Annotated in this window: 31 protein-coding genes, 2 tRNA genes and 1 rRNA gene; 12 read left to right on the top strand and 22 right to left on the bottom strand. The window is 37.7% G+C overall.

The annotated features are described in order from the left end of the window. Positions 1 to 10 precede the first annotated feature (10 nt). Positions 11 to 625: a HEAT repeat domain-containing protein gene (locus tag EV07_RS01575; protein WP_036916585.1), complete on the top strand. Its 615-nt coding sequence runs from the start codon at positions 11 to 13 to the stop codon at positions 623 to 625. Positions 626 to 637: 12 nt separating this feature from the next. Here EV07_RS01575 and EV07_RS01580 read toward each other — a convergent pair whose 3' ends face one another. Next, entirely contained in the window at positions 638 to 1,498 is an 861-nt protein-coding gene (locus tag EV07_RS01580; protein ID WP_241433964.1) for a HEAT repeat domain-containing protein, read from the bottom strand. Positions 1,499 to 1,620: 122 nt separating this feature from the next. Between EV07_RS01580 and EV07_RS01585 the strand changes: the two genes are divergently transcribed. Further along, entirely contained in the window at positions 1,621 to 2,949 is a 1,329-nt protein-coding gene (locus EV07_RS01585; protein ID WP_052043789.1) for a HEAT repeat domain-containing protein, read from the top strand. An 8-nt stretch (positions 2,950 to 2,957) separates the two neighbouring features. Here EV07_RS01585 and EV07_RS01590 read toward each other — a convergent pair whose 3' ends face one another. From EV07_RS01590 to psbB, 14 genes are all read right to left on the bottom strand, one after another. Further along, on the bottom strand, positions 2,958 to 3,533 hold the full coding sequence (locus EV07_RS01590; RefSeq protein WP_052043788.1) for a chromophore lyase CpcT/CpeT: 576 nt from the start codon (positions 3,531 to 3,533) through the stop codon (positions 2,958 to 2,960). 10 nt (positions 3,534 to 3,543) lie between these two features. After that, positions 3,544 to 4,071 (bottom strand): phycobiliprotein lyase, encoded by a 528-nt coding sequence (locus tag EV07_RS01595; protein ID WP_036916586.1) that lies wholly within the window; start codon positions 4,069 to 4,071, stop codon positions 3,544 to 3,546. Next, positions 4,061 to 4,249: a hypothetical protein gene (locus EV07_RS01600; protein WP_036916588.1), complete on the bottom strand. Its 189-nt coding sequence runs from the start codon at positions 4,247 to 4,249 to the stop codon at positions 4,061 to 4,063. Before EV07_RS01600 ends, EV07_RS01595 begins: the two co-directional genes overlap by 11 nt. 15 nt (positions 4,250 to 4,264) lie before the next feature. After that, positions 4,265 to 5,053, bottom strand: coding sequence for a phycobilisome rod-core linker polypeptide (locus EV07_RS01605; protein WP_241433965.1), 789 nt, complete (start codon positions 5,051 to 5,053; stop codon positions 4,265 to 4,267). Positions 5,054 to 5,102: 49 nt separating this feature from the next. After that, positions 5,103 to 6,395 (bottom strand): MFS transporter, encoded by a 1,293-nt coding sequence (locus EV07_RS01610; RefSeq protein ID WP_081936920.1) that lies wholly within the window; start codon positions 6,393 to 6,395, stop codon positions 5,103 to 5,105. Positions 6,396 to 6,575: 180 nt separating this feature from the next. Continuing rightward, positions 6,576 to 6,797, bottom strand: a complete 222-nt coding sequence (locus EV07_RS01615; protein WP_036916594.1) for a hypothetical protein — start codon at positions 6,795 to 6,797, stop codon at positions 6,576 to 6,578. Between the two features lie 239 nt (positions 6,798 to 7,036). Beyond that, a tRNA-Phe gene (locus EV07_RS01620) sits at positions 7,037 to 7,112 on the bottom strand. 118 nt (positions 7,113 to 7,230) lie between these two features. After that, positions 7,231 to 8,457 carry an FGGY-family carbohydrate kinase gene (locus EV07_RS01625; RefSeq protein ID WP_036916595.1) on the bottom strand — a complete coding sequence of 409 codons (1,227 nt, stop codon included), beginning with the start codon at positions 8,455 to 8,457 and terminating at the stop codon, positions 7,231 to 7,233. 7 nt (positions 8,458 to 8,464) lie between these two features. Next, complete coding sequence (gene metK, locus EV07_RS01630; RefSeq protein ID WP_036916597.1) at positions 8,465 to 9,697, bottom strand: methionine adenosyltransferase; 1,233 nt, start codon at positions 9,695 to 9,697, stop codon at positions 8,465 to 8,467. A gap of 35 nt (positions 9,698 to 9,732) precedes the next feature. Continuing rightward, complete coding sequence (locus tag EV07_RS01635; protein WP_036916600.1) at positions 9,733 to 10,509, bottom strand: HAD family hydrolase; 777 nt, start codon at positions 10,507 to 10,509, stop codon at positions 9,733 to 9,735. A gap of 14 nt (positions 10,510 to 10,523) precedes the next feature. Next, positions 10,524 to 11,633: a 30S ribosomal protein S1 gene (locus EV07_RS01640; RefSeq protein WP_036916601.1), complete on the bottom strand. Its 1,110-nt coding sequence runs from the start codon at positions 11,631 to 11,633 to the stop codon at positions 10,524 to 10,526. A 95-nt stretch (positions 11,634 to 11,728) separates the two neighbouring features. After that, on the bottom strand, positions 11,729 to 12,202 hold the full coding sequence (gene nrdR / locus EV07_RS01645) for a transcriptional regulator NrdR (protein WP_036916603.1): 474 nt from the start codon (positions 12,200 to 12,202) through the stop codon (positions 11,729 to 11,731). Positions 12,203 to 12,369: 167 nt separating this feature from the next. Continuing rightward, positions 12,370 to 12,465 carry a photosystem II reaction center protein T gene (locus EV07_RS09320; protein ID WP_072013299.1) on the bottom strand — a complete coding sequence of 32 codons (96 nt, stop codon included), beginning with the start codon at positions 12,463 to 12,465 and terminating at the stop codon, positions 12,370 to 12,372. 35 nt (positions 12,466 to 12,500) lie between these two features. After that, entirely contained in the window at positions 12,501 to 14,054 is a 1,554-nt protein-coding gene (psbB, locus tag EV07_RS01650; RefSeq protein WP_036916605.1) for a photosystem II chlorophyll-binding protein CP47, read from the bottom strand. A 31-nt stretch (positions 14,055 to 14,085) separates the two neighbouring features. Between psbB and EV07_RS09720 the strand changes: the two genes are divergently transcribed. The 7 genes from EV07_RS09720 (at position 14,086) to EV07_RS09725 (ending at position 17,219) form a co-directional block, all read left to right on the top strand. Beyond that, the gene (locus EV07_RS09720) at positions 14,086 to 14,226 is read left to right on the top strand and encodes a hypothetical protein (protein WP_193742680.1); all 141 of its coding nucleotides are present in this window, start codon (positions 14,086 to 14,088) and stop codon (positions 14,224 to 14,226) included. Positions 14,227 to 14,295: 69 nt separating this feature from the next. Then, the gene (locus EV07_RS01655) at positions 14,296 to 14,658 is read left to right on the top strand and encodes a 2Fe-2S iron-sulfur cluster-binding protein (protein ID WP_036916606.1); all 363 of its coding nucleotides are present in this window, start codon (positions 14,296 to 14,298) and stop codon (positions 14,656 to 14,658) included. A 144-nt stretch (positions 14,659 to 14,802) separates the two neighbouring features. Continuing rightward, entirely contained in the window at positions 14,803 to 14,955 is a 153-nt protein-coding gene (gene psbM / locus EV07_RS09325) for a photosystem II reaction center protein PsbM (protein WP_036931433.1), read from the top strand. Between the two features lie 147 nt (positions 14,956 to 15,102). Beyond that, complete coding sequence (locus tag EV07_RS01660; protein WP_036916806.1) at positions 15,103 to 15,549, top strand: acyl-CoA thioesterase; 447 nt, start codon at positions 15,103 to 15,105, stop codon at positions 15,547 to 15,549. 22 nt (positions 15,550 to 15,571) lie between these two features. Then, complete coding sequence (gene prmC / locus EV07_RS01665) at positions 15,572 to 16,435, top strand: peptide chain release factor N(5)-glutamine methyltransferase (RefSeq protein ID WP_241433967.1); 864 nt, start codon at positions 15,572 to 15,574, stop codon at positions 16,433 to 16,435. 17 nt (positions 16,436 to 16,452) lie between these two features. Next, positions 16,453 to 17,043 (top strand): L-threonylcarbamoyladenylate synthase, encoded by a 591-nt coding sequence (locus EV07_RS01670; RefSeq protein ID WP_052043835.1) that lies wholly within the window; start codon positions 16,453 to 16,455, stop codon positions 17,041 to 17,043. Then, positions 17,043 to 17,219 (top strand): hypothetical protein, encoded by a 177-nt coding sequence (locus tag EV07_RS09725; RefSeq protein ID WP_193742679.1) that lies wholly within the window; start codon positions 17,043 to 17,045, stop codon positions 17,217 to 17,219. Before EV07_RS01670 ends, EV07_RS09725 begins: the two co-directional genes overlap by 1 nt. Before the next feature lie 13 nt (positions 17,220 to 17,232). Here EV07_RS09725 and EV07_RS01675 read toward each other — a convergent pair. The 6 genes from EV07_RS01675 to ctpZ form a co-directional block, all read right to left on the bottom strand. Continuing rightward, positions 17,233 to 17,304: transfer RNA gene (locus tag EV07_RS01675), tRNA-Thr, on the bottom strand. Between the two features lie 141 nt (positions 17,305 to 17,445). After that, entirely contained in the window at positions 17,446 to 17,781 is a 336-nt protein-coding gene (gene minE, locus EV07_RS01680) for a cell division topological specificity factor MinE (RefSeq protein WP_036916610.1), read from the bottom strand. A 5-nt stretch (positions 17,782 to 17,786) separates the two neighbouring features. Further along, entirely contained in the window at positions 17,787 to 18,602 is an 816-nt protein-coding gene (gene minD / locus EV07_RS01685; protein WP_036916612.1) for a septum site-determining protein MinD, read from the bottom strand. A gap of 140 nt (positions 18,603 to 18,742) precedes the next feature. After that, positions 18,743 to 19,411 (bottom strand): septum site-determining protein MinC, encoded by a 669-nt coding sequence (minC, locus tag EV07_RS01690; RefSeq protein WP_241433968.1) that lies wholly within the window; start codon positions 19,409 to 19,411, stop codon positions 18,743 to 18,745. 13 nt (positions 19,412 to 19,424) lie between these two features. Further along, on the bottom strand, positions 19,425 to 20,690 hold the full coding sequence (locus EV07_RS01695) for an HD domain-containing protein (protein ID WP_036916613.1): 1,266 nt from the start codon (positions 20,688 to 20,690) through the stop codon (positions 19,425 to 19,427). Positions 20,691 to 20,706: 16 nt separating this feature from the next. Continuing rightward, positions 20,707 to 22,098 (bottom strand): carboxyl-terminal processing protease CtpZ, encoded by a 1,392-nt coding sequence (ctpZ, locus tag EV07_RS01700; RefSeq protein WP_193742678.1) that lies wholly within the window; start codon positions 22,096 to 22,098, stop codon positions 20,707 to 20,709. A gap of 75 nt (positions 22,099 to 22,173) precedes the next feature. Here ctpZ and petB point away from each other — a divergent pair, with 75 nt between their 5' ends. Both petB and petD read left to right on the top strand, forming a co-directional pair. After that, positions 22,174 to 22,830, top strand: coding sequence for a cytochrome b6 (petB, locus tag EV07_RS01705; protein WP_036916614.1), 657 nt, complete (start codon positions 22,174 to 22,176; stop codon positions 22,828 to 22,830). A gap of 75 nt (positions 22,831 to 22,905) precedes the next feature. After that, on the top strand, positions 22,906 to 23,388 hold the full coding sequence (gene petD / locus EV07_RS01710; protein WP_036916616.1) for a cytochrome b6-f complex subunit IV: 483 nt from the start codon (positions 22,906 to 22,908) through the stop codon (positions 23,386 to 23,388). 9 nt (positions 23,389 to 23,397) lie between these two features. Here the strand turns inward: petD and EV07_RS01715 are convergent, their stop codons facing one another. Further along, the gene (locus EV07_RS01715) at positions 23,398 to 24,843 is read right to left on the bottom strand and encodes a glycoside hydrolase 100 family protein (protein WP_036916619.1); all 1,446 of its coding nucleotides are present in this window, start codon (positions 24,841 to 24,843) and stop codon (positions 23,398 to 23,400) included. A gap of 683 nt (positions 24,844 to 25,526) precedes the next feature. Between EV07_RS01715 and EV07_RS01720 the strand changes: the two genes are divergently transcribed. Further along, positions 25,527 to 26,813, top strand: a 16S ribosomal RNA gene (locus tag EV07_RS01720); the annotation flags it as partial.

The following is a 26,813-nucleotide window of genomic DNA, read 5'->3' on the forward strand; positions in this document are numbered from 1 at the left end:
ATTTTTAGAAATGTCAGATAAGGAGGAAATACCTTCCATAGATAATATTTTTGTTGATTTTGTTCACCCAAATCCCAATATTAATCAACAAGCATTTTCAAATATGAAGAAATTTTGGCCAGAAGAGTCTATAGCCATATTGACAAAAAATTTAGATAGTAAAAATGTTGTGCTTAGGAGGAAATCTGTTAAGGCACTTGCTTCTTTTGGGAAAGCAATTGTAAAAGAGATTATTCAATTATATTTTCTTAGCAAAGAGAATATTCAAAGAATTAGTTGCTTAAAAATCCTAACAATAGTTGCATCTTCAAATTCTCTTGATGATTTAAGAGAAGAAATCAAAAGCTTAATTGAAATTGCTATAAAGGACGATTCAGTTGAATCTATATTAATAACAGTTTCTTTGCTCAGGCAGCTTGGAAATCAATCTCTGCCATGCTTGAAATCATTATGTAGGGATAATAATGTATTAAGAGCAAAAGCTGCAATAACTGCATTATCTGAGATAACTGCATTATCTGAGATAACTGATCCTAGTATTAAGGATTTCCTTGTTATGATTGCAGATGATATATCTTTGGATTCAATTGTTAGAGAAAGTGCTTTGGATGTTCTAAATAAATGATTATAAATATCATTATTTTGATTTAGACATGCCATCAAGATTTGATATGCATAGTTTGAGAATATTTTTCACATCTGTATCTTTTTCTTTTAAAAGTATATTATTCATGATGGCAATATGATTGATTGCTTTTAATTTCATGAGAGTCAATGCAGACTGTCTTCTGATTTCCGGACTTGCTTCATTTAATTTTGAAGCTATAAGATTGATATCCCATTCATGATCATTAAGGAATCCTATTAATTTAATAGCTTCTATCTGTACTTCTATTGAAGGATCATTTACAGCATCGCAGAGAATTTTTTTTGCCTCTTTATCAGAAAATAATTGAATTTGGTCTCCTAGAGCAGCAATAGAAGATGCACGTACTTTCTTATTTGTTGAAAGAGCTGATCTTTTAAGCACTCTTCCTGCTCTTGCTCCAATAAAAGAAATCCCCCAGCTTGCAAGTCCGCATTGTAATTCAGAGGAATTTGGTTTCGCCAAAACTTCTATTAAAAGTTCTGCTGCTTCTTCCCCAAAGATTGCCATAGCTCCTACGGCTGAACCTTGTACTACTGGATCATGGTCATGAAGAAGTGCTTGCAGCAGGTCAGGTAAGGCAGATGGATCCCCAATAAGTTTTAGTGTTTTAGCTGCTGCTCTTCTAACCGTTACATTGCAGCTATTCAGTAAGGCATATCGAAGTTCTGGCAAAGCAGACTTGCCAATCATGCCAAGACTTTCTGAAAAAGTTCGTCTTAGGAGGCCTCTCTTGTCTCCTAGACCAGTAACTAGTTTCTTGATTAAAATTGTATCTGTTTCAGGTTTTTCTCCATCCCTTAGTTTTTTTTGCAATTCCAAAGCAAGCTCGGAAGCTTCTTCTTCGCTCAAATCAGTTCTTTCCGGAAATTTTTTTTGGCTATTGATTTCTTTCAATTGTTTTTATAAGTAGTGATCTATTAAAAATCTTAATTTTAATCATATATTTATACTTGGCCTGATTTCCTTAACTGATGAACTTAGGGGCTTTTGATACTCTTCCAAAATTAAGCAAAAATGATGCTCTAAGTATTTTAAAAACCCCTTTACAAGATTTAAATCTATCTAGTGATTATTATAAAGCAGTTTTTCATCTTGCAAAATACCCCTCTCCTGAATCCGAAAAAGCTCTTTTGGATTTAGTAAAATCCCAATCTGCTGAGAAGCCTATTCTTCTTGCAAAAAGAAAAGCGATTGAAATTTTAGGACGAATGGGATCAAAAAAAGCAATACCTCATATAGCAAAAAACCTTAAGAGCTTAGACCCTTATATTGTTGAGAATTCAGCTTGGGCATTGCAACAAATTGGTTGCGATAATATAGAAATTCATAATCTTATTGGATCTTTATTGGAGGAAAATAATCAAAACCATAGAGTTCTAATTCAGAGCTTGGCAAAGATGGGGGCAACATCACAGTTATCTAAAATAAATGCAATTCTTAGTAGTGAGGTAATACCTATAGGTGTAAAAGGTGCTTCTATAGCAGCAATTAAAATCCTGACAGGCAAATCTCAAAATGTTGACCTGTTAAGGGATCACTTGAGTTCTGCTAATCAAAATGATCGCCAATGTGCAGTTCAAGATATTATTGATGCTAAAGAATATGACTTAATCGAAAGCATTATTCAAACTCCAATATCTCCGTTTTTCAGATTACGAGCTATAGATTTACTTTGGCCTGAAATTAGTGATGATCGAGGAAAATCAAATGCTTTAGATTTAATTGATCTTGTTTTATTAGATAATCCAAAAGCAATAAGACCTGCTAACAAGTATCAAAAGCAAAATGAAATTAAAACATTGATAAAAAGACTATTTAGTACAGACTTTTGCAAAGCATACTCTTCCTTGAGCTCTCTATTAGATATGAGATTTGATTATATATTCCCAGCTTTGCAAGATGAATTAAAGCGATTTAAAAAGGATTATGGAGCCATTTACTTTCTTTTAATACTCTTAAGAAATGCTCAAATTAGTGTAGAAATACAAAGGAAAAAAAGTATGGAATTAGTAGACTATTGTTTAGATAAGTCGTGGCCTGATTTTATGAAATTTAAACCTCAAGCCATATTATTGTCTATGGAAATTGACATTGAATTCTTTACTCAAAATTTAGAATCTTGGTTAAACGAGAAGGAAACACCTTATTGGGCTTGTAGATATGCAGCGTTGATATGTGTTGAGAAACTGGTCAAGAATAATATGCTTAATATTGATATAAAGCATGTCATTGAAAGAGTATATGATGAAAATAAATTTGTCTGCTTAAAAGCTAAGAAATTCCAATCAAAATATATTTAATATTTAGATTAACGTATTTTTTCAAACTCGAAAAAGCCATCCTCTAATCCCCATAATCTTTTATTTGTTTCAATATCGAATCCTTGATCTATAGTTTTGAATTTGCTCTTATTAAACTTCACCTTGCTCACTAAATATGTTTTCCTACCATCTCTCTCTACAATACATTTACCAGCTTTTTTTAAAGATCCAACATATGTTCCTTTGCTTATCTCTTTAAATTTCATTTGGCAATTTTTTCTAATTAAGAGATTTTCTTTTTTAATTGATAATAGAATCTGTTTGTTAAAGCCTGCACCTGCAAATCTTTCCGATGGATATATTTCATAGTTCTCTAATAACAAATTATTTTCATCAGTTGATAATTTATGGACAGCTTGTCTATACGGTGACCAAGGTGAATAGTTATAACTTTGCTCCGAATATAAGCTAATACTTTGAAACAACTCCCATGGTAGAAGTCTAAAGTATATGTTGATATGTGCGTATACTTTAGGCTGTTTTTGAGCTTGTTTCTTATTACTATAACTCCCACAAAGTGTATTCAGAAACCTAGTAATTTTCTTATCATGCTCTCCATTCATGGCTTCATCCTTATTCGTTAATTATACGTATTTCTGAGGCAAAGGAAGTTTGAAGAATTCCCTTTGATTCTTTTGAAAAAAGAACGGAGGAACGGCATCTTGTATTTGAGTTAATGAACCAAATACGTTCTTCTGCAATTATTTGCTCGTATTCGGTTGATAGAACGAAAGTATGATCTGAAAGAAATTTGTATTTTGAGATTGCACTTCCTTTTTCAGCATATCCTGCGCTCCTTAAAATAATTCCTTCATTATTAGAGTTTGGAATAGGAATCAATAGGCTTGATCCACTTAAAGTATCATCATTGCCATCCCAGTTAGATTCTCCTTCCCAAAAAATTTCGAATGGAGATGGAGTCTCGCGTTCTGAATATCCATTTTTTTTCAAAAAATCTATAACTTTTGAGTCTTCTTTTGGAATTTGTTTGATTTTGATAGTGCTAATAACTTCTTCAAATTGTTTAAATGCTAATGAGTGCCCACTTCTCATTGAAACCCATTCTCCTTGGCTTTTAGCTACAAATGTCTCAATCTCCATTTGTAGTATTTAATGACTCTTCAGAATCTAGTGAGGTTTTATTATTACTACCTTTTTGAATCATTCTTACCATAGAGTTAACCATCATTGACATGGCCATAGGGACTTTTTTCCCTGAAGGTGTTTGTGATGATCTATTTCCTGGCCTTTCGTTGGAAGAAGTCTTTTTTATAGTCATGCGGAGGAGGCTTGCTTAATAAGTTACGTTATCACTGGAAGCAGAACCTATCCTAAAGGAGGTTGTCTTTTTAAAGATTGATGTAGTGCTGCCACATGGTGAGTTCCAGAATCTTGGATATGGGACAATATCTTCTCCAAATATTTCCTGATATTCTAAAGAATCAATTAAAGAATCAATATGACGTTCAAAACCTTCCTCATTAATTAGTTTGATATTACTTTCAAACTCTTTGTTATCAATTAAAGGCCTTCCTAGAAGATGCATAAAACTAAGCTCTATACATTTACTTTGATTAACGTTCTCTAAATAATACTTTTTATAGAAGTCTGACTTACATATATTTCTAAGAAACTCTCTTATTGAGATATCACCATTCCTCAATCTTCTTTCAATGTCTTTTGGCCGCTCACTTTCCATTGGCCGTAAATTGCCAAAGACTTGTATATATACAGCTTGAATAGCCATAAGAAGTGCTTCATCACTATGTGGGTGGAATTGTTCGTAGGTAAATAGATCTTTAGAGTTTTGGGTTGATTTTTCTCCAATTACATTGTTTTCTTTTACATAATTGGCAAGCTTAAAAGCATCCCTAATCTGCGACATTCTATTTTTGCTTACTTCTCTTGGTTTAGAATTAGGATTATTTGTAAATAGACTTTGTTGGCCAGGCATGCATTTACTTCTGCAATGCATGATATATGTTTTCATTTTGCTCCCTGATAATCTTCTCTTGCTGTAACTAGTAGATCCTGAATTATATATATAAGAAAGGCGATTCTCTAGGTCATTTTTTGAGATCATTTTCATGAGGATAATTATTAAAATAAAAGGTATCTTGAATTATTTTTATTCATTCTAGCTCCGACATTATTAACGTTTCCATTTTAGCAGAAGTTTCCTTTTTGAATTTGTTAACATTTACATAGTTAAGTATTAATATTGAAGATAAAACTATAATTATTTCTACAGTGAATACAAATGCAAAGGCAGATAAAGGATTGTCCTGACCGCTGAAAATTCTACCTAAATCAAGTAGTCCACCTCCCATTAGCTTCCCCATCGCTCTTGACAAGGCTTGTGCTAGACCCCATACGCCTACGAAGGTTCCTGCTACTTGAGGAAGGGTAAGATCAAGCATCAAAGATAATGCACTGTTTGTTGCTATTCCAGCAGCTATGCCAAATATAAATAAGATGCCAAATAGTAAATTACTATTGCCAATAACACCACTAAGTATTATTAGTCCTAAAGAATAAGCAATCATCCAGCATCCAAGCTTTGCTGCTGAATATTTACCTATTCTAGGTATTATTAATAACCCACCAATTAATAATCCTACTAATGTGCCTATACCCCAATAGGCATTAAGCAATGTAGTTTTTGAAATAGGCAAACTAAATACTTCAGCACCGAAGCTTTCTAAAATTGGATCTTGAAGAAAAAGACCTAACGTATAAAAGATTAAGAAACTAAAGAAAATAAATATTTGTTTGCTTGAAGTAATTAGAGACCATGCATCTCTTAATCCTATCTCTTTGCTTTTACTAGTAAGAGTTTTATATGCCTTATGTTCACTTTTTTCTATGCCCCAGCATGAAAGTATTGCTATTGCGAAAATAATCCCACTAACCTTAATCATAAATTGTTGAAGTGTTGGTTGGAGCAAACTTGGATCTGTAATCCCATCAAGGTTCTTGGTTGTAATAGATATCGCTATTGCCCCAATTACAATTCCAATCGTTAGCATGCACCAAATCACACCAACAGCTTTAGGCCTTTCCTTTTCATTAGTCAGATCAATAATTAGAGCCAAATAAGGTGTTGTAGCCATTGAGATTGCTAACCCATATAAAGCAAAAAGAGAGCAAAGACCAATCACACTTATTGCAATTGCTGTTAACGAACCCTGTGTTAACGATCTTTCAGTTAAGAAAATTATGGGTATTGATAAAACAGCTAAAAAACAGAAACCTGCTGAGCCTAAATAAATATATGGGGTTCTTTTCCGACCTTTTATTGGCCAGCTATCTGAAATGTTTCCAAATAGGACCCTTGAAGGTGCAACCAACTGTTCAAAAGCTAGCCCACCTCCCACAAGAATAGCTGGGAATGCGAGTTCAGTAATCATTATGCGATTAAGCATCCCAGCAAAAATTACTGCTAGGCAGCCTAAACACCCTTGAAATAAGCTAAGCCTAAAGAGCTGAAGGTTTGGTAATTGTTTTGTGTTTTCCAAAAGAATTTGACCGAAATTAAATTATCTCACTGATAGAGATTAATAATTTATAAATTATGGTATTTAAAATCAAAGAATTGATTTTTGTTATTGAAGCTGTAGCAAACGTAGGCGAAACTTTGCAACATTGAATGCTTCTGAAGGAGAGCTTTTTATATATGGATGCTCTTTATTTTGGTCGATGATCATGCGTATCTTTTCTTCGACAGTTAATTTTTCATCATTTACAAAATCACTGGACCTCCAAGCCTCATCAAAAACTATGGCAAAACTATCAGCATTATTATAGTAGGAGTTAGGGTTTAGCATTTTCAGTTAATTTTAATCTGATAATAGATCATGTGATTAGAAAAGGATAATCTATAGATTTGATTTTAAAGACCTTGCTTTTAATACCTTCTTGGAAGATTAGTTTGAGATTGAAAATATTTTTCAAATAAGTATATTACTTCGTTTAGAAATTAAGGTTGTTTCACTTCTAGGGGCAATATTAATAAATATACCTAGATATTTCTAGAATCATCTATTCTTCTGAAATTAAGAATTAATGGTGCCAGGACGCAGATTTGAACTGCGGACACGGCGATTTTCAGTCGCCTGCTCTACCAACTGAGCTATCCCGGCTTAGAGCTAAAAAATAAGTAGCCATTATTTATCTTATATCAACACTTATTCCTATAAAAGAAATTCTTCCATTTTCGAATCCTCGGTTAATGAAAAAAGATCTTTCATTAATGCCTGGCTATATAATTCCTTTCCATGCAAGACGTGCAACCCCTTCTGCTGCTTGCCTTGAGCAGCTATGAATGGGTATGCCAATTTGTCTTTCCCTAATTCTTCTCCATTGAGGGTTCTTAGCACCTCCACCAATAGTAATTATTTTTGTTGGCTTTCCTAACTGCATTTCCTTCATTTTTTCCCAACCTTGTGCTTCGATTCTTGCAAGACCTTCAAGTAGTCCATGAAGATATAGAGAGTCACTAACTGGTCTTGGCTCAAGAATTGGTTCTAAATTGGGGTCATCAATAGGGAACCGTTCCCCTTTGTATAGAAGAGGTAGCAGCGTTAAACCACTATCTGATTCGGGATTAATTTGTCTACTCAATTCAATTAAACTTTTATCATTAAAAAATTTTTTAAGAACTGAGCAACCTGCATTGGAAGCTCCTCCTACTAGCCATTGCCCAGCAACTAAATGGTTTGTAATTCCTTTGCCTTTAAGCGGAAACTCTGCAAAACGTTTGATTACAATAGTGCTGCCTAAAATGGTAATACCTTCAGAAGCAGCTGCATCTGTTGCAAGTACAGCAGCATTGGAGTCAGTAGTTCCTGCTATGATTTGTAGTTTTTTAGGAAGATTTAATTCTTTTGCTCTGATTGATGAAATTTTCCCAATTATTTTTCCACTAGAGACAATTTTTGGAAGAGCATTTAGCCAAGAAAGCTTCTTGAAACTTTTTGGCCATGATTTCTTTAAAAGATCCCAGCCAAGTTTGATATTGTTTCCTTCCTCTCCCCATGTCCAATCATCTAGTAACCATCCGCTAATCCAGTCTGCCTGATGTCTTAGTAAGATTTCTTCTCCAAAAATATTAATCAAGTGAAATGCTCTTCCAATACCATCTGGAAGAGGAATGTTTGTGGAATGCTCTTGCAAAAACTTGTTTTTTACGATGTATTTTTTGAAATATGGCAATGCTTTCCCAAGAGCATTGCCTGCATAATCACACCCCATTAGTGTCCCTGAAGTACCAGCAATAGAACATCCAATTAGCCTTTCTTTTATCTGAGAAGGTATTTCATTAATTAGTATCATGCAGCTTTTTTTCCAGCCCTCGCAGTTCTCTAAACCATCTAAATAATTAATGGATGAAAAATGTTCTATCTCATATCTATTATTAATTAAAGCTATACGAACACCACTTGTGCCAAGGTCTATTCCTAGCACAAGTGGTGCATTGGATGACATCAATGACTTATTTATGATTTTGGTTTAATTCTCTCGATTTTTGAAGGACATCTTCCCATGGCAGAGTTAGATCTGGCCTCCCAAAATGTCCATATGATGCAATGTCTCTATAAAAACGCCCTTCTCTTTGCATTGGGAGTTTCCTCAGATTAAATTGCTCAATAATTGCTTCAGGACGAAGGTCGAAATTCTTTATTACTAAATCGGTTAATTCTTCATTCGATAACTTTGCAGTACCAAATGTTTCTACCAAAATTGAAACTGGGTTTGCTACTCCTATGGCATAACTAAGTTGTACTTCTACACGACGAGCAAATTTTGCAGCAACAAGAGATTTTGCTACAAATCTTGCTGCATATGCCGCTGATCTATCAACTTTCGTAGGGTCTTTCCCTGAAAAAGCACCACCTCCATGTCTTGCATATCCTCCATATGTATCTACGATAATTTTTCTGCCAGTAAGACCAGCATCTCCTTGCGGACCACCGACTACAAACTTTCCAGTTGGATTAACTAGAAAACGGGTTTTATCTTTGATTGGTTTTAGGGAAAGGTCTTTTGTTGCTGGCTTGACAACAAATTCCCATAGGTCTTTACTGATTTGGCTTCTTATCCCTTCTTCAGTTGAAATCCCATCAACTTGTTCTGTGTGTTGGGTTGAAATAACTATGGTATCAATTGCAACTGGTTCATTATTTTCGTAAATAACACTGACTTGTGTTTTTCCATCAGGCAGAAGATACCCTAATTGCTTTTCATGTCTTACTTTCGCAAGTTGCCTAGACAGACGATGCGCAAGACTTATTGGTAATGGCATGAGTTCAGGTGTTTCATCACAGGCAAATCCAAACATTATCCCTTGATCACCTGCACCTGTTTTGTCAAAAGGGTTTCCACTATGATCATCCGCATTATCAACACCTTGAGCGATATTTGGAGATTGTTGATCTAGGGCAATAAGAACAGAGCAGCTATTAGCATCAAAGCCTCCTGCTTTTGCATCGCAATAACCAATTTCTTTAATCACTTCTCGTGCAAGATTAATAAAATCTACGTTTGCTTTCGAAGTAACTTCCCCAGTAATTAAGCATAATCCTGTATTGACGATAGTCTCACAGGCAACTCTGCTGCTTGGATCTTGTTCTAACAATGCATCTAATATTGCATCGCTAATTTGATCGCAAATTTTGTCGGGATGCCCTTCCGTAACTGACTCGGAAGTAAAAACGAAGTTGCTCAAAGCTATTTATTTACTTGTATTTTTATTTTATAAGCTTAATGGAATCCTAATTCATTCCAATGGCTGATTAGTTGATCATGTTCATAGAGTAAAGGTGGCTCCTTCCAGCCAGCTGTATATCCAATAGCCAGTGAAATGCCTGCATCATGTGCCATTCTCATGTCTGTATCGGCATCACTAATTAGAGCGCATTCTGATGGGCTTAAACCCATTGATTTGCATAGTTCTATCACAGCATTTGGATCAGGTTTTGCTGGTTGATTGTCAGAACTCCAATAAAAAAGAAATTGATTCTCAAGTTGATTATATTTTAAAAACTCTCTTATTCCTTCATTTGAGTCATTGCTAATAATGGCTAGCTTGATCTTTTTAATTTGAGAGTCTTTGATTAAGTTTTTGAATCCTGGGAGAAGGCTACCACTTTTGCTTTTAATAGTTGATTTTGATATCTCTTCTAATGTCTTTTCAAAGACATTAGTTGCCATTTTTAAAGAGTTTGCCCATGTTTCTCCAAATATTGAAAATATAGTTGCAGTAGAAATTAAATTATCTCTTTCTGAAGCTATTGCAATTAAACCATTTGGATTAATATTATTTTGGTCTAATCCATATGAATTATATAGCATTTTCCTTAGAGAACTTATGTCATTTGCGTGATAATTTGAATCCCTAAATATATTCTCAGCTTCTTTTACTCTTAATCTAGCTATGGCAATTAAGTATTCTTCTCTGTTAACTAATGTTCCATCTTTATCGAAGATAACGCCACTTACTTTTTTGATTGGCTTCCCTCTAAGAAGGATCTCTTGCATTTGAGATTCCTAATTCAGACTTCCATTGATGCTATTGGGTTTTCTCCTTCTTCAGCTTGCTCTAATAGCATTTCCTTGTACTTAGCTGCCATCTCTTCTGCCTTGTCAAATACTTTTTGAGGATCTGTAAGCATATCTCCAGGCTCAGGTTCTAAGGCTTTTGTTGAAAGAGAAATTCGACCTCGCTCTGCATCTAGGTCAATAATCATTACTTTCATTTGATCATTCACATTGAGGACAGAATGAGGGGTCTCAATATGCTCGTGACTGATTTCTGATATATGGAGAAGTCCACTCACTCCTCCTATGTCAATAAAAGCTCCATATGGTTTTATGCCACGAACTGCGCCAACTACAACTTCACCTACTTCTAGACGATTCATTTTCCTTTCAACAAGCGCTCTGCGATGGCTAAGAACTAATCTGTTCCTCTCTTCGTCAACTTCAAGGAATTTGAGAGGTAGAAAATCTGCAACTAGCTCTTCTTTGGGTTTTCTGGTGCTGATATGAGATCCAGGGATAAAACCTCGCAACCCTTCAACTCTTACTAATGCTCCACCTCTATTCGTTGCAAAAACTTCTGAGTAAATCGTTGCATCTTCTTTCTGAAGCTGACGTACTCTTTCCCATGCTCGTTGATATTCAATCCTACGAATTGAAAGTGATAATTGACCATCTTCATTCTCCTCACTCATTATGAAGAATTGCCTTATTTCAGATGGTTGAAGTACATCACTAAGCCCTTCTACACGGTTAATTGAAACCTCTTGCATTGGCATAAAGGCAGCTGTTTTTGCCCCTATGTCAATCATTGCCCCTTTTGTCTCCAGGGCGAATACTGTTCCGTTAACAATATCCCCTGGTTTAAAGTTGTAATCGTATTTACCTAATAATGAGTCAAACTCTTCAAGCGAAAAACCGGCTCCGTTAAAGTCGTACTTTTTAACTCTGCTATTTGGATCATCAGCTGAAGGAATATCTTCCTGAGCAAATGATTCTTCTTCAGAAGCCTCTTGAGGTTTTGAATCAACATTGCCCTCAGTTGCTATTTCAGCTTGAGGATTTGCTTCTCCAGTTTCTTCTATCTCTAATTCTTTTGCAGGAGAAGAGGAATTGTCAGACATGTTTTGCTAGCAGTATGCCTATAAGGCAATGCGATAGTGTTTCCTTTGGGCCTGCCAACCAAAAGGATATGAGACACTACTCTACACCTCAGCTATTAAGCAATTGTCGCAAATTCCTGAGAAGGTTTAAAACTTTCTAATGTTTCAATGAAATCATTGATCCCATTGAACTGTCGATAAACCGAAGCAAATCGAATATATGCCACTTCATTAATTTCTTTTAAATGGAGAAGGATCATTTCTCCTAAATCACAGCTACTTATTTCCTTGTTATTGCGTTGTTGTAGTTGACTTTCAATTTCATCAACAATCATCTCGACTTTTTCATTGCTAATAGAAGTTTTTTCACATGCTCTTGTAAGACCATTTATCAATTTGCTTCTGCTATATGTTTCTTTAGAGTTACTGCGTTTAATAACGCTTATAGGAACAGTTTCCACCCTCTCATAGGTGGTGAAACGGAAGTCACAATTAAGACATTCTCTGCGTCTTCTGACACATTTCCCTGAATCTGCAGACCTTGATTCCAATACTCTGCTATCAGTGTTCTGGCATGAGGGGCATTGCATGGTGCCCTAGGGGGTAAAATAGTGTTTAATTTTACTTTATCTATCCTTTGCGCTTATGGAAAGGGGTAAAGGATAGATATATAGATATAAGGCTTGATTTTTATTTTATTTATCAATTAAGCCATTAAAAAAGCCCTGCTTTATTAATGCAGGGCTTTTTTAGTCATTTACTTGTCAAACTTCGGAGGATCGCGAAACGCGACAGCGAAGAATAAAGTCACTACTGCCAGAGTGAGAATAAGGACGTAGGAGAAAGCTTCCATAGGGATTTTAGATAGTGGCTAAAGATTCCTTGCGATTAAGCACGCCCAGGAACACGACGAGTAGATTCATCTCCAAGTTTTTTGAAGACACCAAATTGAACTTGATCTCCAATATCTGGATCGACACCAGTAAAGGTATCACGGTAAAGAGTTCTGGCAGCGTGCCACCAATGTCCAAATAGGTAGAGCAATCCAAAACATGCATGAGCATATGTGAACCATGCTCTTGGTGAGCTTCTAAACACACCATCAGACTTGTACCGATCTCGATCAAATTTAAATGATTCACCAAGTTGTGCTTTGCGAGCCAAACGCTTTACTACAACTGGATCTGTGAAGGTTTGACCATTCAACTCACCACCATAGATAGTTGCAGTAATGCCCATTTGCTCAAAGGAGTATTTGGCTTCTGCTCGTCTGAATGGGATGTCAGCACGAACATTGCCTTCTTTGTCTTCAAGAACTACAGGGAAGTTCTCAAAGAAGTTAGGCATTCTTCGTACTTCGAGGTCATTACCTTCTTTGTCAGTAAAGGAAACATGTCCTTGCCAACCAGTTGGAACTCCATCTCCATTGACTAAAGCACCTGCTCTGAATAGGCCTCCTTTTGCAGGACTATTTCCTACATAGTCATAGAAAGCAAGTTTTTCAGGGATGGCTGCGTAAGCTTCTGCTTTAGAAGCACCATCATTCATAGCTGCTTCAACTCTGCGATTAATTTCAGTTTTGAAATAATTAGAGTCCCACTGATATCTGGTTGGACCAAACAACTCAATTGGAGTTGTTGCTGATCCATACCACATGGTTCCTGAAACAACAAACGATACAAAGAGAACTGCGGCTAATGCACTTGCAAGAACTCCTTCCAGACTTCCCATCCTGAGATTTCTATAGAGTCTTTCGCCTGGTCTATTGGTTATGTGGAAGACTCCTCCAATAATTCCTATAAGACCTGCTCCGATGTGGTTTGCAACTATTCCACCAGCGTTAAACGGGTTGAAACCAGCTGCACCCCATACCGGGGCAACTTTTTCGACATGTCCAGAAAGACCATATGAATCGGAAACCCACATTCCTACAGAGGAAAGTGATACTCCGAAACCAAAGCAAGCAAGACCTGCGAGCAATAGGTGAATCCCAAAAATTCTTGGAAGATCTAAAGCTGGTTCTCCGGTTCGAGAGTCTTCCCAGAGTTCAAGATCCCAGTAGGTCCAATGCCAGATAGCTGCCAGCATCATAAGACCACTGAAGAGGATATGAGCAGCTGCTACGCCTTCAAAAGTTGAATACGGAAGAGCTTTTCCCCAGAACCCTAATGAATCAAAGTCGAATGAGCCGACACCTCCAGTGAGGTCCCAACCATTCCAGCTACTTGTAACGCCTAAGCGGGCCATGAATGGCATGACATACATGCCTTGGCGCCACATAGGATTCAAGACTGGATCACTAGGATCAAATATGGCCAATTCATATAGGGCCATGGAGCCGGCCCAGCCGGCTAGCAAAGCTGTGTGCATGAGGTGCACGGCCAAGAGTCGGCCGGGGTCGTTGATTACGACTGTGTGCACCCGATACCAGGGCAATCCCATGGGTAAAGGTTTCGAATAACGAAGCTGCTTAATGCAGCTAGACCCGATGATCGTAAAGGTTCTTCTAGCCAAGATGGGAAGGTTATGGCCAGCTGCAATGACTGTTGATATTCCAGCAATTTTAAAAATGGACTTTAAACAGTTAAAAAATCAGACTAAATGTCTTTCTTGACAGTTATTTAGCCACGTTTGGCCGAATGAGGAGTCACAATTGAGTTTCCATTTTGTAACTTTTCGAACCATGCCAACTATCCGTTTCGTTAGGGAAGGAAGAGATGTAACTTGTCAAAAAGGCGAAAATCTTCGAGAAGTTATCTTGCGGGAAGGTATTACTCTTTATGGACTTAAAGGCGTATTGGGAAATTGTGGGGGCTATGGGCAATGCATAACTTGCTTTGTTTCTATTGAAGGAGCGAAAAAGGGAGCATTGTCACCTCTTTCAGATATAGAGAAAGAGAAATTAAGTAATCGTCCGTCTAATTGGAGACTTTCTTGCCAAGCGCTCGTTCAATCTTCAGTTGTTGTATTTACGAAACCTCAATCTCCTCCAGGAAATATGCAGGCTTTGATCCAGGAAGCACTATCTAAGGACCTTCCAACTTGAACTCTTTATTTGGGTATTAAAATTGTAACTTTGATAAGTTTCTCGTTACAACATCTAATTCTTCAAGCCTTTTACATTCGAGTTGGCTCTTATCCATTTTATAGTCTTAAGATCTCTTAATTCATTTAGCGGCTTTTTGAGTTCATGGAAACCACCAATTTCGGTTTTATTATCAGCTTGCTTTTCGTTGGAGTTCCAACGATCTTCTTAGTAGGTCTATATATCTCCACTAATGATGGAGAAAAATCAAGCTTCTTCTCTGATTCAGGTAAAGGCAAGCTTGGTCCAAAAAACTAAGTACTTTTTAGAAAGTAGAAATCCTAAAGGTTCAGATCTAAGAAGGGCTCTTACTTAATTAATAGGGCCTAATTCTCCGAATTTTCAATTTCAATTTTCAAATAATAATCTTGGATAGTTTTTTATTTGAGACCTAAAGGCAAGCTTATGGCTGGAGATCTTGATATAAAGCCTTGGCTTCTTAATAAGATTGTTTTACCTCAAAGCACTGATCACGCAGGTGTTATGTGGCATGGTTCATATTTGCTGTGGCTAGAAGAGGCTAGAATTAATGCCCTTAGTGATGTTGGGCTTTCATATAAGTATTTATCTGATCAGGGATATGAACTTCCTGTAGTGGATTTAAGGATAAAATACATTATGCCCTTTTGGCATGGAGAAGATGTATTGCTAAAAACATGGATTTCTTCTAAGAAAGGTCTTCGATGGAATTGTAAAACAAAATTTCTCAAAGATTCTGGTGACTTGGGGGCTATAGCAAACATTGATTTAGTTTTGGTCGAGAAAAAGGACTCAGGTCATCATTTACTAAGAAAAAAACCATCTTATTTATCTCAAGCTCTTTTTGATTTGCAACATGGTCCAAATTCTTAATTAGATTGTTTTGGGAAAGTCTGTGTCAGCTATTGAAATTTTAAATTGGAGGAGGCATCAACTCAAAAAAGGTGGCAGAGCAGTGGATTTGGATTGGTTATTAGATATAGGGGGAGGATTAGGCTGGAGTGAGTTGCAAAGTTTGAAAATCTTTCAAAGGAAAACTTATCAGCTAGACATCTCACTCGAAAGACTCTCATCTCTTTGGCTTAAGCATTTAAATGATAAGACTCCTTTGCAGTATCTTTTAGGGAAATGTCCTTGGAGAGACTTTGAGTTAGAGGTAAACCCTTCTGCCTTGATTCCTAGACAAGAGAGTGAATTGTTAATTGATATTGCACTAGAAAAAATCAACCCTGCTTTAAAAACATCAGGTTTATGGGCAGATTTGGGTACAGGATCTGGTGCTTTCGCAGTTGCATTAGCAAAATCTTTCCCTGGATGGATTGGTCATGCAGTTGATTGCAGCGAGGGTGCTATTTGTTTAGCAGAAAAAAATATAAAAAAGTTAGCTGGAAATTCTCAGGTTGTATTGCATTTAGGTCATTGGTGGGAACCTTTAGAGCCTTGGTGGGGTCAAATTGATTTATTAGTTGCTAATCCCCCCTATATTCCAAGCTCCAATCTAGAAAAACTTGATTCAGTTGTATTAGATCATGAGCCTCACTTGGCTCTATGTGGTGGCGATGATGGAATGGATTGTTGCCGTGAAATTATTGAAGGAGCCATTAAAGGACTTTCTTCGGGCGGGTGGATGATGTTTGAGCACAACTTTGATCAAAGTGAAAAAGCTTTGAAGATTTTGACTGAAGCTGGTTTTGTGGATGTTGATTTTGCAACGGATCTTGAAGGGATTAGACGATTTGCTTTAGCACGACATTGGTAAGCGATATTTCTAGGAGAATGCAAATCCCTATATTCCTTAATGATGATCTTCTTCTTTTATTGAAAGAAGGCTCTCCAGTATTAATCCCAACTGATACATTGCCTGCTTTGGCGGCCTGTCCTGAGAATGCTTCTTGCTTATGGAAAATAAAAAATAGACCAATGACTAAGCCTTTTATTTTGATGGGATCGTCGTCAGAGAAATTACTTGAATTCGTTATGCCTGAGGCATTAGAAGATGCCTTTAAGATTGGATCTGCTTACTGGCCAGGCGCTCTAACTATTGTTGTTCCTGCCGTTAAAGAGTTAGTTGATAATCTTAATCCATTTGGCAGTTCAATTGGAATGAGAGTTCCTGCATGTGATTTCACTATTAATTTCCTTGAGAAGAGTGGCCCTTTGGCAACTACAAGTGCAAATATTTCTGGACATGATCCACTACTGGACCCGAAGGCTGTATCCAAATGCTTCCCGCAGCTGCCATTGCTAGGACCATTGCCTTGGCCTAAACCATCTGGTCAGGCAAGTACTTTGATTGAATGGAAAGCCCCAGGAAGCTGGCAGATATTAAGAATTGGTGCTGTTATACCTTTAGAGGTAGAACAGTGATGACTTGGCTTCTTCTATTAGTAGTCATACTTCAAGCTGGATTTCATTGGGTTCTAAATACAGCAATAGTTGTTACTTCTAAGCTCTTTGAGCTTAGGTTTCTGAATTTATTAATTCTAATTTTGATTGCATGGATTTTTTCAGGAAGAGGAGCTCTTAAAAACCTTAGTGATTGATCAACTGCTTGTATGCCGGCTAACAGATTTGAACTGATGACCTTCGCTTTACAAAAGCGCTGCTCTACCGCTGAGCTAAGCCGGCTTAATTTCATTAACAATAATTGAATGACGAATGTTTTCCAATCAGATAGCTACTCTTATCAAACAAATTTAATTCATTTTTAATGATTTTGAGTCGTTGATTTTCCTTTAATAAATATGATTCTTAGATGTTGTGAAATCTTTAAGAAGATGCTTCTTCTGACACCTTCGATATTGATTCACTATTTGACTCCTGTTGTTTCATTTTGATTTGTCCTGAAAGCGTTCTTTTTATAGGAAGATTTGCTACTAATGCAGTCATTCTGTCTTCTGTTTCAAGGCTGACTTCTCCTCCTTCCAAGTCAATTTCAACATATTTCGCAACCACATCAAGGATTTCTGCTCTCATTTTGTCCAAGAGGTCTGGACTTAAATCAGTTCTGTCATGAGCTAGAACTAACTGGAGCCTTTCACGAGCTTTAGCAGCACTTGCAGGTTGCCTTCCTAGCAATTTGTTTAAGATGTCTCTGAGGGTCATAGATTTTAGAAGATTTTTGTTTGCATCAAACGACGGAATTTGTCTCGAAGACCTGAACCTTCTTGAGAAGGATCAATAAGATCAATTTCTTCTCCTTTAAGACGTCCTGCGATATTGGAATAACATCTTGCTGCAGGTGAATTACTCCCAATAAGGGTGAGAGGCTCTCCTCTATTGGTACTGACTATGACTTGTTCATCTTCTAGAACCAAACCCAATAAAGGCAGCGCGAGAATATCAGTTACATCTTCGATGGATAGCATCTCTTGACTCTCCATCATTTTTGGTCGAACTCTATTCAGAACTAATTGAACAGGCTTAATGCCGTGAGTATTAAGAAGGCCAATTACCCTATCAGCATCTCTAACAGCTGAGACTTCTGGATTGGTGACAATAATTGCTTCTTTTGATGCTGCGACTGCATTCTTGAAACCATCTTCGACTCCTGCAGGGCAATCAATTAACACGTATTCAAATTGATTGCTTAGCATGCCAACTATTTTGACCATGTCCTCTGGCTTAAGCCAATCAAGCATTCTTGGATTGCCAGCAGGAAGCAAAGAGAGGTTTGGTTCCTGTTTATGTTTAACTAATGCTTGATCAAGACGACAAGTCTCTTCAAGAACCTCTTGTGCTGTATAAACGATTCGATTTTCTAGACCTAATAATAGATCCAGATTACGAAGACCAAAATCAGCATCTAGTACAGCAGTTGGAGAACCTTTTCTAGCCAGGGAAATGCCGAGGTTTGCTGTGAGAGTTGTCTTGCCTACTCCACCTTTGCCTGAGCAGATAAGGATCACTCTTGTATCTAACGTCACGGACCTCTTCGAAGTTGAATAATTTTAATTGGATTTCACCTAATAACAATGTTAATTATGCAAAATCTTAAATTCAGTTATCGAATGATTACTCTTCCTTCTGATATTGCAAGCATTCTTGTTTAACTGGATGTCTTTTTTTATATTGTTGTTGCGGGTTTAATGACAATTACATCATCCTCTAAGCGTGCTTCTTCAGCTAAACCCTCTTCAGGCTTCTCTTTAGGCCCTCTTGCTACTTTGTTTGCGATTCTCAATTGAACTGGCCTTAATTGAAGGGCGGTTATTTTGGCCTTTATATTTCCATTTTTCCCTGCGTGAGCTATTCCCAATAGCCTTCCCCAAATCATTACATTCCCACCAGCTAATACAGAAGCACCAGGATTTACATCTCCAACAATAAGCACATCATTATTTACGGCTAAGACTTCACCGGACCTAAGAGTACCTTGATGTAAAAATATTGTTGAAGAATCATTTTTACTTTTAAAGTCATTATTTGAATCTTTAGAGTTGATTCTTTGTTTTAATGTGCTCTCTTTAGGGTTAAGCAATGTCTTAAATCCTAAGCCAGAAGCACTTATAATAGTTTGTGGATTAGTTGACTCAATATTAATGATTTGAATTTTTTGCTTTTGACAAACTTTATTGATAAAAATTATATCCTTTGAAGTAAAAGTAGCCTCACCTAAGTCGAATGTTATTTTATCTTTTTTATAATCTTTTAAATTTAACTCAATCTTATCACGCCAGTTCTTCTTAAGAACAGAGCTGAAAATAACTTTATCTCTTTTTGAATCAATTTCCATGATGTTATTAGAATTAACCATAAGCTTGCTTATCTCTTAATTCTAATAATTTTTTCTTAAGTTCACTTTCGATTCCCTTTGGATAAATTAACCATGCTGTTTTTGATGGGCTAATTAATCTATCTATTAAAAATGATTCTTTCTCAAGGGCTTTTAATTGTTTGCCATCCCAAACTCTAAGACCGCTTTTATAAGGCTGATATCCAAAGAATTTATTATGCCGTAACCCACAACAAATAATCGGGTCTAGATTGATTTTCTCAGCAAGATTTCTTGTTATTACAAGAGCTTCTAATTGAAAATCTGTTCCTAAGTCTTCTATATTAGTTGCTTTTAAGAGTTTCCTGTTAAGAAAATTGCTGCACAGACTTTTTAAAGGCTCTGGTGCATCTTCTTTCCACCTTGAAAGATGGTAAAGAGTACGCATATCGTCATTTGCTAGAAAAGTTTCAAGATTAATTTTCTTTGGATCCCAAAGCCATTTTGCTAAGCAATTGTCAACCCAGACTTTTTTCTCTCCAAATTGTCTAGCAGTTTCAATTATTTTTTCTAAAAGCCAATTACTTACTTCATTTAGCCTATGATTATATATTGCTCTATACATTAAATTCCTTACTATTAAATAATGCTCTACAGCCATTAAACCTTTTGGATCTATCGCAAGATCACCATCAGGAGCAAGTGTTAGTGCTGAGAGAATTCGTTCTAAATCAATTTTCCCATAATGTGCACCTATGCTATGACTATCTCTCATTAAATAATCAAGACGATCACAATCTAATTGGCTACTGACTAAAGACCTTATTAATTTGCAATCAATTTCTTTTCCTGCTATTAGATCAGCAACTTGACTACTTAGACTTGGGTTGAGATCATTTAAGCTTTGATATATCTCTAGGCTCTCATTAATGACTTTTGCAGACCATTCTTCATGTTTTAGCCCAAACATACCCTCACTTGTATGACTTAATGGTCCATGGCCAATATCATGTAAAAGTGCAGAAGCATATAGCAAGGCATTGTACTTCTCTAACTTTGGGTTAATTCTTAATATCTTTTTAAATGCCCTTCTTGCAATATGAAAAACCCCAAGCGAGTGACTAAATCGACTGGACTCTGCTCCATGAAATGTTAGAGAAGCTGGCCCAAGTTGTTTGATCCTTCTTAGTCTTTGGAATGGTGGTGAATCGACTAATCTAATTATCATCCTTTCCTCTGGAATCTCATCGTCAAGAGTTATTCCTTGATGTATAGGATCGTAATAAGTTCTTTTTGACATTAATTATTAAATAAAATCAAGTGTCTATCTTCTTTGGATCGGAGGAAATATTATCTACCAGCTTATTTTCTTTTGAATCGGATGAAATATTATTCTCCAACTTATTTTCTTTTGGATTGGAAGAAATATTATTTTCAAGTTCAATTTCTTCTGTATTTTGTTCTATTTTTTGAAGATCAAGATTTGCTTCCATAAATAATTCAGCATCTTGTAACCACCTATCCTCTGGTCCTCCAGGGTTTAGAGGTTCAGGCATTTCAAGATATCGGTCAGGTTCTATTCCTAGATTTTGAATGTCTCTACCAGATGGGGTTAGATAGCTAGCAACAGTTAAGGCTAGTCCACTGCCATCGCTCAAATTTGTAAGCGATTGAATTAGACCTTTGCCAAAGGTCCTTGAACCTAGTAAAACAGATCTCTCATTATCTTGGAGCGCTCCTGCGAGGATTTCGCTGGCACTAGCTGTGCCACTATTCACTAATGTAACTAAAGGGCCGTCATAAAGAGTATCTTTGCTTGAAGGAATTGGGTCTTTTATTTCATCGCGGTTTTTTGTCTCAACAATTGGCTTTTCACTTAAAAACCCATCTGCTACTGCAAGGCCTGAACTAACTAATCCTCCTGAATTATTACGTAAATCCAATACAATACCTTCTACATCTTTTTCCGAAAGCTCTTTTAAAGCCTCTTTTACATCTTCAGGCACTCCTTCGCTGAATTGAGTGATTCTTACATACCCAAGAGTGTGCTTTTCCGTTCTGATTCGCTTTGTTCTTACTGGTCTTAAATCAACACTTCTTCTTTCAAGAATAATTTCCTTAATTTCTTGATCTGGCGTTTCAATCTCCAATAAAACCTTTGAACCACTCTCCCCTCTTAATTTGGATGCTGTTGCTTCTAATCCAAGTCTCTTTGGAGAATTATTATCAACTTTCCGAAGTAAGGATCCACTAGGGATTTCTGCATCTGCCGCTGGAGAACCTTCTAAAGGAGCTATTACAACAATCTCTCCATCATTACTTCTTGCACCTAGCTGTAGTCCTACTCCATTTATTTCACTGCCAATATTGCTTTCTTTTAAGGCTTTGTAATCAGCTGGTCGCAAAAGTCTTGTATATGGATCTCCTAAAGGTAGAAGCATTGTCTCAATAGCTGAATATGCTTCATCTGATGTAGAAATTGGTTTTTCGAGAGCTTGTTGCCGTAATCGACGCCATTGAACATCATTGAATTTGTCAGGATTTAAAAACCCCTCGTTTACTAAGTTCCAGGTTTCTAAGACAAGTTGCTGCCCATCATTAAGGGCGAAAACAGGTGCTGCTCCTAGGGAGAAAATAAGTAAGCAAGTGATTAGTCCAGCAATGATTTGCCGAAAATATTTTGAACAGGTTTTTACAGTTGGAAGCATTGGATTAATCAATTGCACGAACCATGGGGCACATTCAGTAGAGTGTTGTTATTAAGTATCAAGCTCATCTGATCAATGGCAAATTCCTCACCTGTCTACGATTGGTTTCAGGAACGGCTTGAAATTCAAGACATCGCAGATGATGTCACTTCAAAATACGTACCTCCACATGTAAACATCTTTTATTGTCTTGGAGGCATCACACTTGTCTGCTTCTTGATTCAATTTGCAACTGGGTTTGCAATGACTTTTTATTACAAGCCCACTGTCACTGAAGCTTATAACTCAGTCAGTTATTTAATGACAGATGTAAGTTTTGGTTGGTTGATTAGATCAGTGCATCGTTGGAGTGCCTCAATGATGGTGTTGATGCTGATTTTGCATGTTTTTAGAGTTTATTTGACAGGTGGGTTTAAAAGGCCAAGAGAGCTTACTTGGGTTACAGGGGTAGTAATGGCTGTAATTACAGTAGCTTTTGGTGTTACTGGATATTCATTGCCTTGGGATCAGGTAGGTTATTGGGCTGTAAAGATTGTTTCAGGTGTGCCTGCTGCAATCCCAGTTATTGGAGACTTTATGGTTGAACTGTTAAGAGGCGGGGAAAGCGTAGGGCAAACAACACTTACTCGCTTTTATAGTCTGCATACTTTTGTATTGCCATGGACACTTGCCATTTTTATGCTCATGCATTTCCTAATGATAAGAAAACAGGGAATATCAGGACCTCTATAAATTAGATTTTCAAAATAAAAGATTTTTGAGCCCTTATTCGCAACTTTTATCTAAAAAATCACTTTTCTTTCAATTATGTCAACTCTTAAGAAGCCAGATTTATCAGATACAAAACTAAGAGCCAAACTCGCAAAAGGTATGGGCCATAATTATTATGGAGAGCCTGCTTGGCCAAATGACCTCCTGTATATATTTCCTGTAGTAATTCTTGGAACTATAGCTTGCATAGTAGGCCTAGCAGTATTAGACCCAGCTTTTCTTGGTGATAAAGCAAATCCTTTTGCTACCCCCTTGGAAATTTTGCCTGAGTGGTACTTATACCCAGTCTTTCAAATTCTAAGAGTCGTTCCCAATAAGCTTCTTGGGATTGCATTGCAAACCCTTATACCTCTTGGCTTAATGCTTATTCCTTTTATAGAAAATGTAAATAAGTTCTCCAATCCTTTTAGAAGGCCTGTAGCAATGACTTTCTTCTTGTTTGGTACTTTATTGACAATATATTTGGGGATCGGCGCATGTTTGCCTATTGATAAGTCTTTGACCTTGGGCCTTTTTTAAGTTTAATTTTTATTGGTTTAAATCAAGCATTGAAACATCTTGAGGGGATACCTTGAGAAAATGATGCATTAAAAGAAAACCTACAATTGTCCATGTTTGATATGTTCTTGATTGTTGTCCCACCCATGTACCAGTAGGGCCATCAAAATACTCCGCCCATTTTTGCTTGGGTAATTGATTTAATTGGCTCCAATAGCATTCCTCTAATAAAGATCTCATTTGTCCCATTAGCAGTACATCTGCCTGAGGATATCTTTGTTCATGTAGAAGAATTGAAGCTCCAAAGAACCACAGGATGCTTGGCCAATGCCCACCATTATGGTAACTCCAGGGCCAATTTTTTGGGTCTGAGCCTGTTTTATTTTGCCATTCCTCTACTTCCATGGGCGGATGACATATTCTCATAGGCATTTGAGCCATTAAATGTGATCGATTATGGAGTACTAATCTAAAGAGTGCCCGCTGTTGAGGTGCAGTTAAGACTCCAAACATGCATGCAAGAGAGTTGCCAAGGCTATAAAAGCGAAAGTCTGGCCTGCCTGTTCGAATATTCCCAATAAGATAACCTCCTCTGTTTTCCAGCCAATCTTGGAGCCAAGGAGGAACTATTTGTGGTTGGACGTTAAATTCGTTCTGATGTTGATCTTCTCCATATTGTTCGGTGGGTCTTCGCCTCAGTACTTGCATTGTTTTGCTTGTAACCCAATAATGCTTTAAAAGGAATTGACGAAGGTCATGAACCCATTGTCTAGTAAGCAAAAGTCTTTGATCTAGTAAACGACTTACTTGATGCTTACTACTTAAATCCATTAGCTCTATGCAACTACTTAACGATGCATAAAGAAGAACTTCTACTTCTAGAGGAGCGCCCCAGACATCCATGGGACGATCAATCATAAATGAACAATCAGGAACAAAAAGGACTGGAGTCCCTTCAAAAGTTGGATGCAAAACTAGATCTAATAGAAGTTGGATTCCTCTTTGAACTTTTTGACTAACCCCAAATGTTGTATCTTTGCTCTTCCTTACATATAGCCAGCATAAAATTGGCCACCACAAGCTTGCATCAGCAGAAGTTATTCTCCCGATAGATCTTTGCCCATAATCAGCTATAAGCTCATCATTTTCTTCTACAAAGCTTGTTGGGAATACTCCTCTGGTTTGGTAGCTTGTGCTTTGTAGATCAAGACATACCGTTAAGAATTTCTTGACTATCGAATATCTCTTCTGTGTAAGGAGATAAATCATTACAGGAACATTGTCCCTTAGGAAGAGTTCTCCATAGTTGAGTGCGTCATTGTTAGCTGGATGTTCTAAGGCCGCTACGCTCCCTGCAAATTGACCATCTATTTTGATTAGAGTTCGCTCAAAATGCTCCTGAGCTCTTTTGATGACTGCTTCCTCATTGGAATTAGGACGCACTCTTTGACGCTCTTGACTAAATCTTTCTGGCATTTATTTGTTTTTTGATGCAATTCTCAAAAACTTGTTGGGACAAGTTGTTTTCATCATAGATAAGAAAATCAAGATGATCTAGTAAGAGTTTCTATATTTCTTTGTTGCGCATAGAGAGGTTTGTGGTCTAAAATCGAGGACTGGATGTGAATTGGTATTCCACTAATTCAAGGCTGATTTAATCAAGCGTAAAGTTTCTTTCGCTTTGTTAGTGAGCCCTTACATCATCGAATGAGTTACTCACTCGCTGGTGTAGGTTTCTAGGGTGGTCTTTAAATTTAGAGATCACAGTTGCTTTAACGATTTTTTAAATGGTTAAAGCAGAACCTGGACAACTAAAAAGTTTAGGAACTGACGCTTTTATCGCGTTCAATTAACTTTGTGTTTTTTGAATGTAAATGCGATATAAGTGTGAGGTCCCGTCAAAAATTAATTGCTTTGGCCTATTATCTTGATCTCATGGGATTCACGCCCATGGTTAAGAAAATATTTTTAGCCAATAGCAATAACCGGATCTGAGATCTCGGAAAGTCACAAGGAAATATTCTTAGTGCACTCTTTGAACCCTTAAATCATAAGGAGGCTAAAACTACTTGAATTTGTACGCCAGTGCTTTCAAAGTGGATGAAGCAAATCAGACTGAGTTAAAAGCTTTAAAAGTTTTTAGCAATAGGGCCTGATATACAACGGAGAGTTTGATCCTGGCTCAGGATGAACGCTGGCGGCGTGCTTAACACATGCAAGTCGAACGAACCTTCGGGTTAGTGGCGGACGGGTGAGTAACGCGTGGGAATCTGCCCTCAGGAGGGGGATAACGGTTGGAAACGACCGCTAATACCCCATATGCCGAGAGGTGAAATGAATTTCGCCTGAGGATGAGCCCGCGTCTGATTAGCTTGTTGGTGAGGTAATGGCTCACCAAGGCTTCGATCAGTAGCTGGTCTGAGAGGATGATCAGCCACACTGGGACTGAGACACGGCCCAGACTCCTACGGGAGGCAGCAGTGGGGAATTTTCCGCAATGGGCGAAAGCCTGACGGAGCAACGCCGCGTGAGGGATGAAGGCCTCTGGGCTGTAAACCTCTTTTCTCAAGGAAGAAGATATGACGGTACTTGAGGAATAAGCCACGGCTAATTCCGTGCCAGCAGCCGCGGTAATACGGGAGTGGCAAGCGTTATCCGGAATTATTGGGCGTAAAGCGTCCGCAGGCGGCCCTTCAAGTCTGCTGTAAAAACGTGGAGCTTAACTCCATCATCGCAGTGGAAACTGTAGGGCTAGAGTGTGGTAGGGGCAGAGGGAATTCCCGGTGTAGCGGTGAAATGCGTAGATATCGGGAAGAACACCAGTGGCGAAGGCGCTCTGCTGGGCCATAACTGACGCTCATGGACGAAAGCCAGGGGAGCGAAAGGGATTAGATACCCCTGTAGTCCTGGCCGTAAACGATGAACACTAGGTGTCGGGGGAATCGACCCCCTCGGTGTCGTAGCTAACGCGTTAAGTGTTCCGCCTGGGGAGTACGCACGCAAGTGTGAAACTCAAAGGAATTGACGGGGGCCCGCACAAGCGGTGGAGTATGTGGTTTAATTCGATGCAACGCGAAGAACCTTACCAGGATTTGACATCCTGCGAACCTCTTAGAAATTTGAGGGTGCCTTCGGGAACGCAGTGACAGGTGGTGCATGGCTGTCGTCAGCTCGTGTCGTGAGATGTTGGGTTAAGTCCCGCAACGAGCGCAACCCTTGTCCTTAGTTGCCAGCCTTAAGTTGGGCACTCTAAGGAGACTGCCGGTGACAAACCGGAGGAAGGTGGGGACGACGTCAAGTCATCATGGCCCTTACGTGTAGGGCTACACACGTGCTACAATGGCATTTACAGAGGGAAGCGAGACAGTGATGTGGAGCGGACCCCTTAAAGAATGTCGTAGTCCGGATTGGAGTCTGCAACTCGACTCCATGAAGTCGGAATCGCT

It is taken from the genome of Prochlorococcus sp. MIT 0603 (genome assembly GCF_000760215.1).
Classification (GTDB): Bacteria; Cyanobacteriota; Cyanobacteriia; order PCC-6307; family Cyanobiaceae; genus Prochlorococcus_E.

What these genes read in the sequence shown, in the direction of transcription:
- EV07_RS01605 (WP_241433965.1), bottom strand. Translation starts at nt 5,053, where the DNA reads ATGATCTCAAAAAATGACCTAGAGAATCGCCTTTCTTATATATATAAT.
- ctpZ (WP_193742678.1), bottom strand. Translation starts at nt 22,098, where the DNA reads ATGCTTCCAACTGTAAAAACCTGTTCAAAATATTTTCGGCAAATCATT.
- EV07_RS01660 (WP_036916806.1), top strand. Translation starts at nt 15,103, where the DNA reads ATGGCTGGAGATCTTGATATAAAGCCTTGGCTTCTTAATAAGATTGTT.
- petB (WP_036916614.1), top strand. Translation starts at nt 22,174, where the DNA reads ATGGCAAATTCCTCACCTGTCTACGATTGGTTTCAGGAACGGCTTGAA.
- EV07_RS01715 (WP_036916619.1), bottom strand. Translation starts at nt 24,843, where the DNA reads ATGCCAGAAAGATTTAGTCAAGAGCGTCAAAGAGTGCGTCCTAATTCC.
- EV07_RS09320 (WP_072013299.1), bottom strand. Translation starts at nt 12,465, where the DNA reads ATGGAAGCTTTCTCCTACGTCCTTATTCTCACTCTGGCAGTAGTGACT.
- EV07_RS01640 (WP_036916601.1), bottom strand. Translation starts at nt 11,633, where the DNA reads ATGTCTGACAATTCCTCTTCTCCTGCAAAAGAATTAGAGATAGAAGAA.
- EV07_RS01585 (WP_052043789.1), top strand. Translation starts at nt 1,621, where the DNA reads ATGAACTTAGGGGCTTTTGATACTCTTCCAAAATTAAGCAAAAATGAT.
- EV07_RS01595 (WP_036916586.1), bottom strand. Translation starts at nt 4,071, where the DNA reads ATGGAGATTGAGACATTTGTAGCTAAAAGCCAAGGAGAATGGGTTTCA.
- EV07_RS01575 (WP_036916585.1), top strand. Translation starts at nt 11, where the DNA reads ATGTCAGATAAGGAGGAAATACCTTCCATAGATAATATTTTTGTTGAT.
- EV07_RS01625 (WP_036916595.1), bottom strand. Translation starts at nt 8,457, where the DNA reads ATGTCATCCAATGCACCACTTGTGCTAGGAATAGACCTTGGCACAAGT.
- nrdR (WP_036916603.1), bottom strand. Translation starts at nt 12,202, where the DNA reads ATGCAATGCCCCTCATGCCAGAACACTGATAGCAGAGTATTGGAATCA.
- EV07_RS01590 (WP_052043788.1), bottom strand. Translation starts at nt 3,533, where the DNA reads ATGAATGGAGAGCATGATAAGAAAATTACTAGGTTTCTGAATACACTT.
- EV07_RS01670 (WP_052043835.1), top strand. Translation starts at nt 16,453, where the DNA reads ATGCAAATCCCTATATTCCTTAATGATGATCTTCTTCTTTTATTGAAA.
- EV07_RS01655 (WP_036916606.1), top strand. Translation starts at nt 14,296, where the DNA reads ATGCCAACTATCCGTTTCGTTAGGGAAGGAAGAGATGTAACTTGTCAA.
- EV07_RS09725 (WP_193742679.1), top strand. Translation starts at nt 17,043, where the DNA reads ATGACTTGGCTTCTTCTATTAGTAGTCATACTTCAAGCTGGATTTCAT.
- EV07_RS01695 (WP_036916613.1), bottom strand. Translation starts at nt 20,690, where the DNA reads ATGTCAAAAAGAACTTATTACGATCCTATACATCAAGGAATAACTCTT.
- psbB (WP_036916605.1), bottom strand. Translation starts at nt 14,054, where the DNA reads ATGGGATTGCCCTGGTATCGGGTGCACACAGTCGTAATCAACGACCCC.
- EV07_RS01610 (WP_081936920.1), bottom strand. Translation starts at nt 6,395, where the DNA reads ATGCTTAATCGCATAATGATTACTGAACTCGCATTCCCAGCTATTCTT.
- minE (WP_036916610.1), bottom strand. Translation starts at nt 17,781, where the DNA reads ATGACCCTCAGAGACATCTTAAACAAATTGCTAGGAAGGCAACCTGCA.
- EV07_RS01600 (WP_036916588.1), bottom strand. Translation starts at nt 4,249, where the DNA reads ATGACTATAAAAAAGACTTCTTCCAACGAAAGGCCAGGAAATAGATCA.
- EV07_RS01635 (WP_036916600.1), bottom strand. Translation starts at nt 10,509, where the DNA reads ATGCAAGAGATCCTTCTTAGAGGGAAGCCAATCAAAAAAGTAAGTGGC.
- petD (WP_036916616.1), top strand. Translation starts at nt 22,906, where the DNA reads ATGTCAACTCTTAAGAAGCCAGATTTATCAGATACAAAACTAAGAGCC.
- psbM (WP_036931433.1), top strand. Translation starts at nt 14,803, where the DNA reads ATGGAAACCACCAATTTCGGTTTTATTATCAGCTTGCTTTTCGTTGGA.
- minC (WP_241433968.1), bottom strand. Translation starts at nt 19,411, where the DNA reads ATGGAAATTGATTCAAAAAGAGATAAAGTTATTTTCAGCTCTGTTCTT.
- EV07_RS01615 (WP_036916594.1), bottom strand. Translation starts at nt 6,797, where the DNA reads ATGCTAAACCCTAACTCCTACTATAATAATGCTGATAGTTTTGCCATA.
- EV07_RS09720 (WP_193742680.1), top strand. Translation starts at nt 14,086, where the DNA reads ATGCAGCTAGACCCGATGATCGTAAAGGTTCTTCTAGCCAAGATGGGA.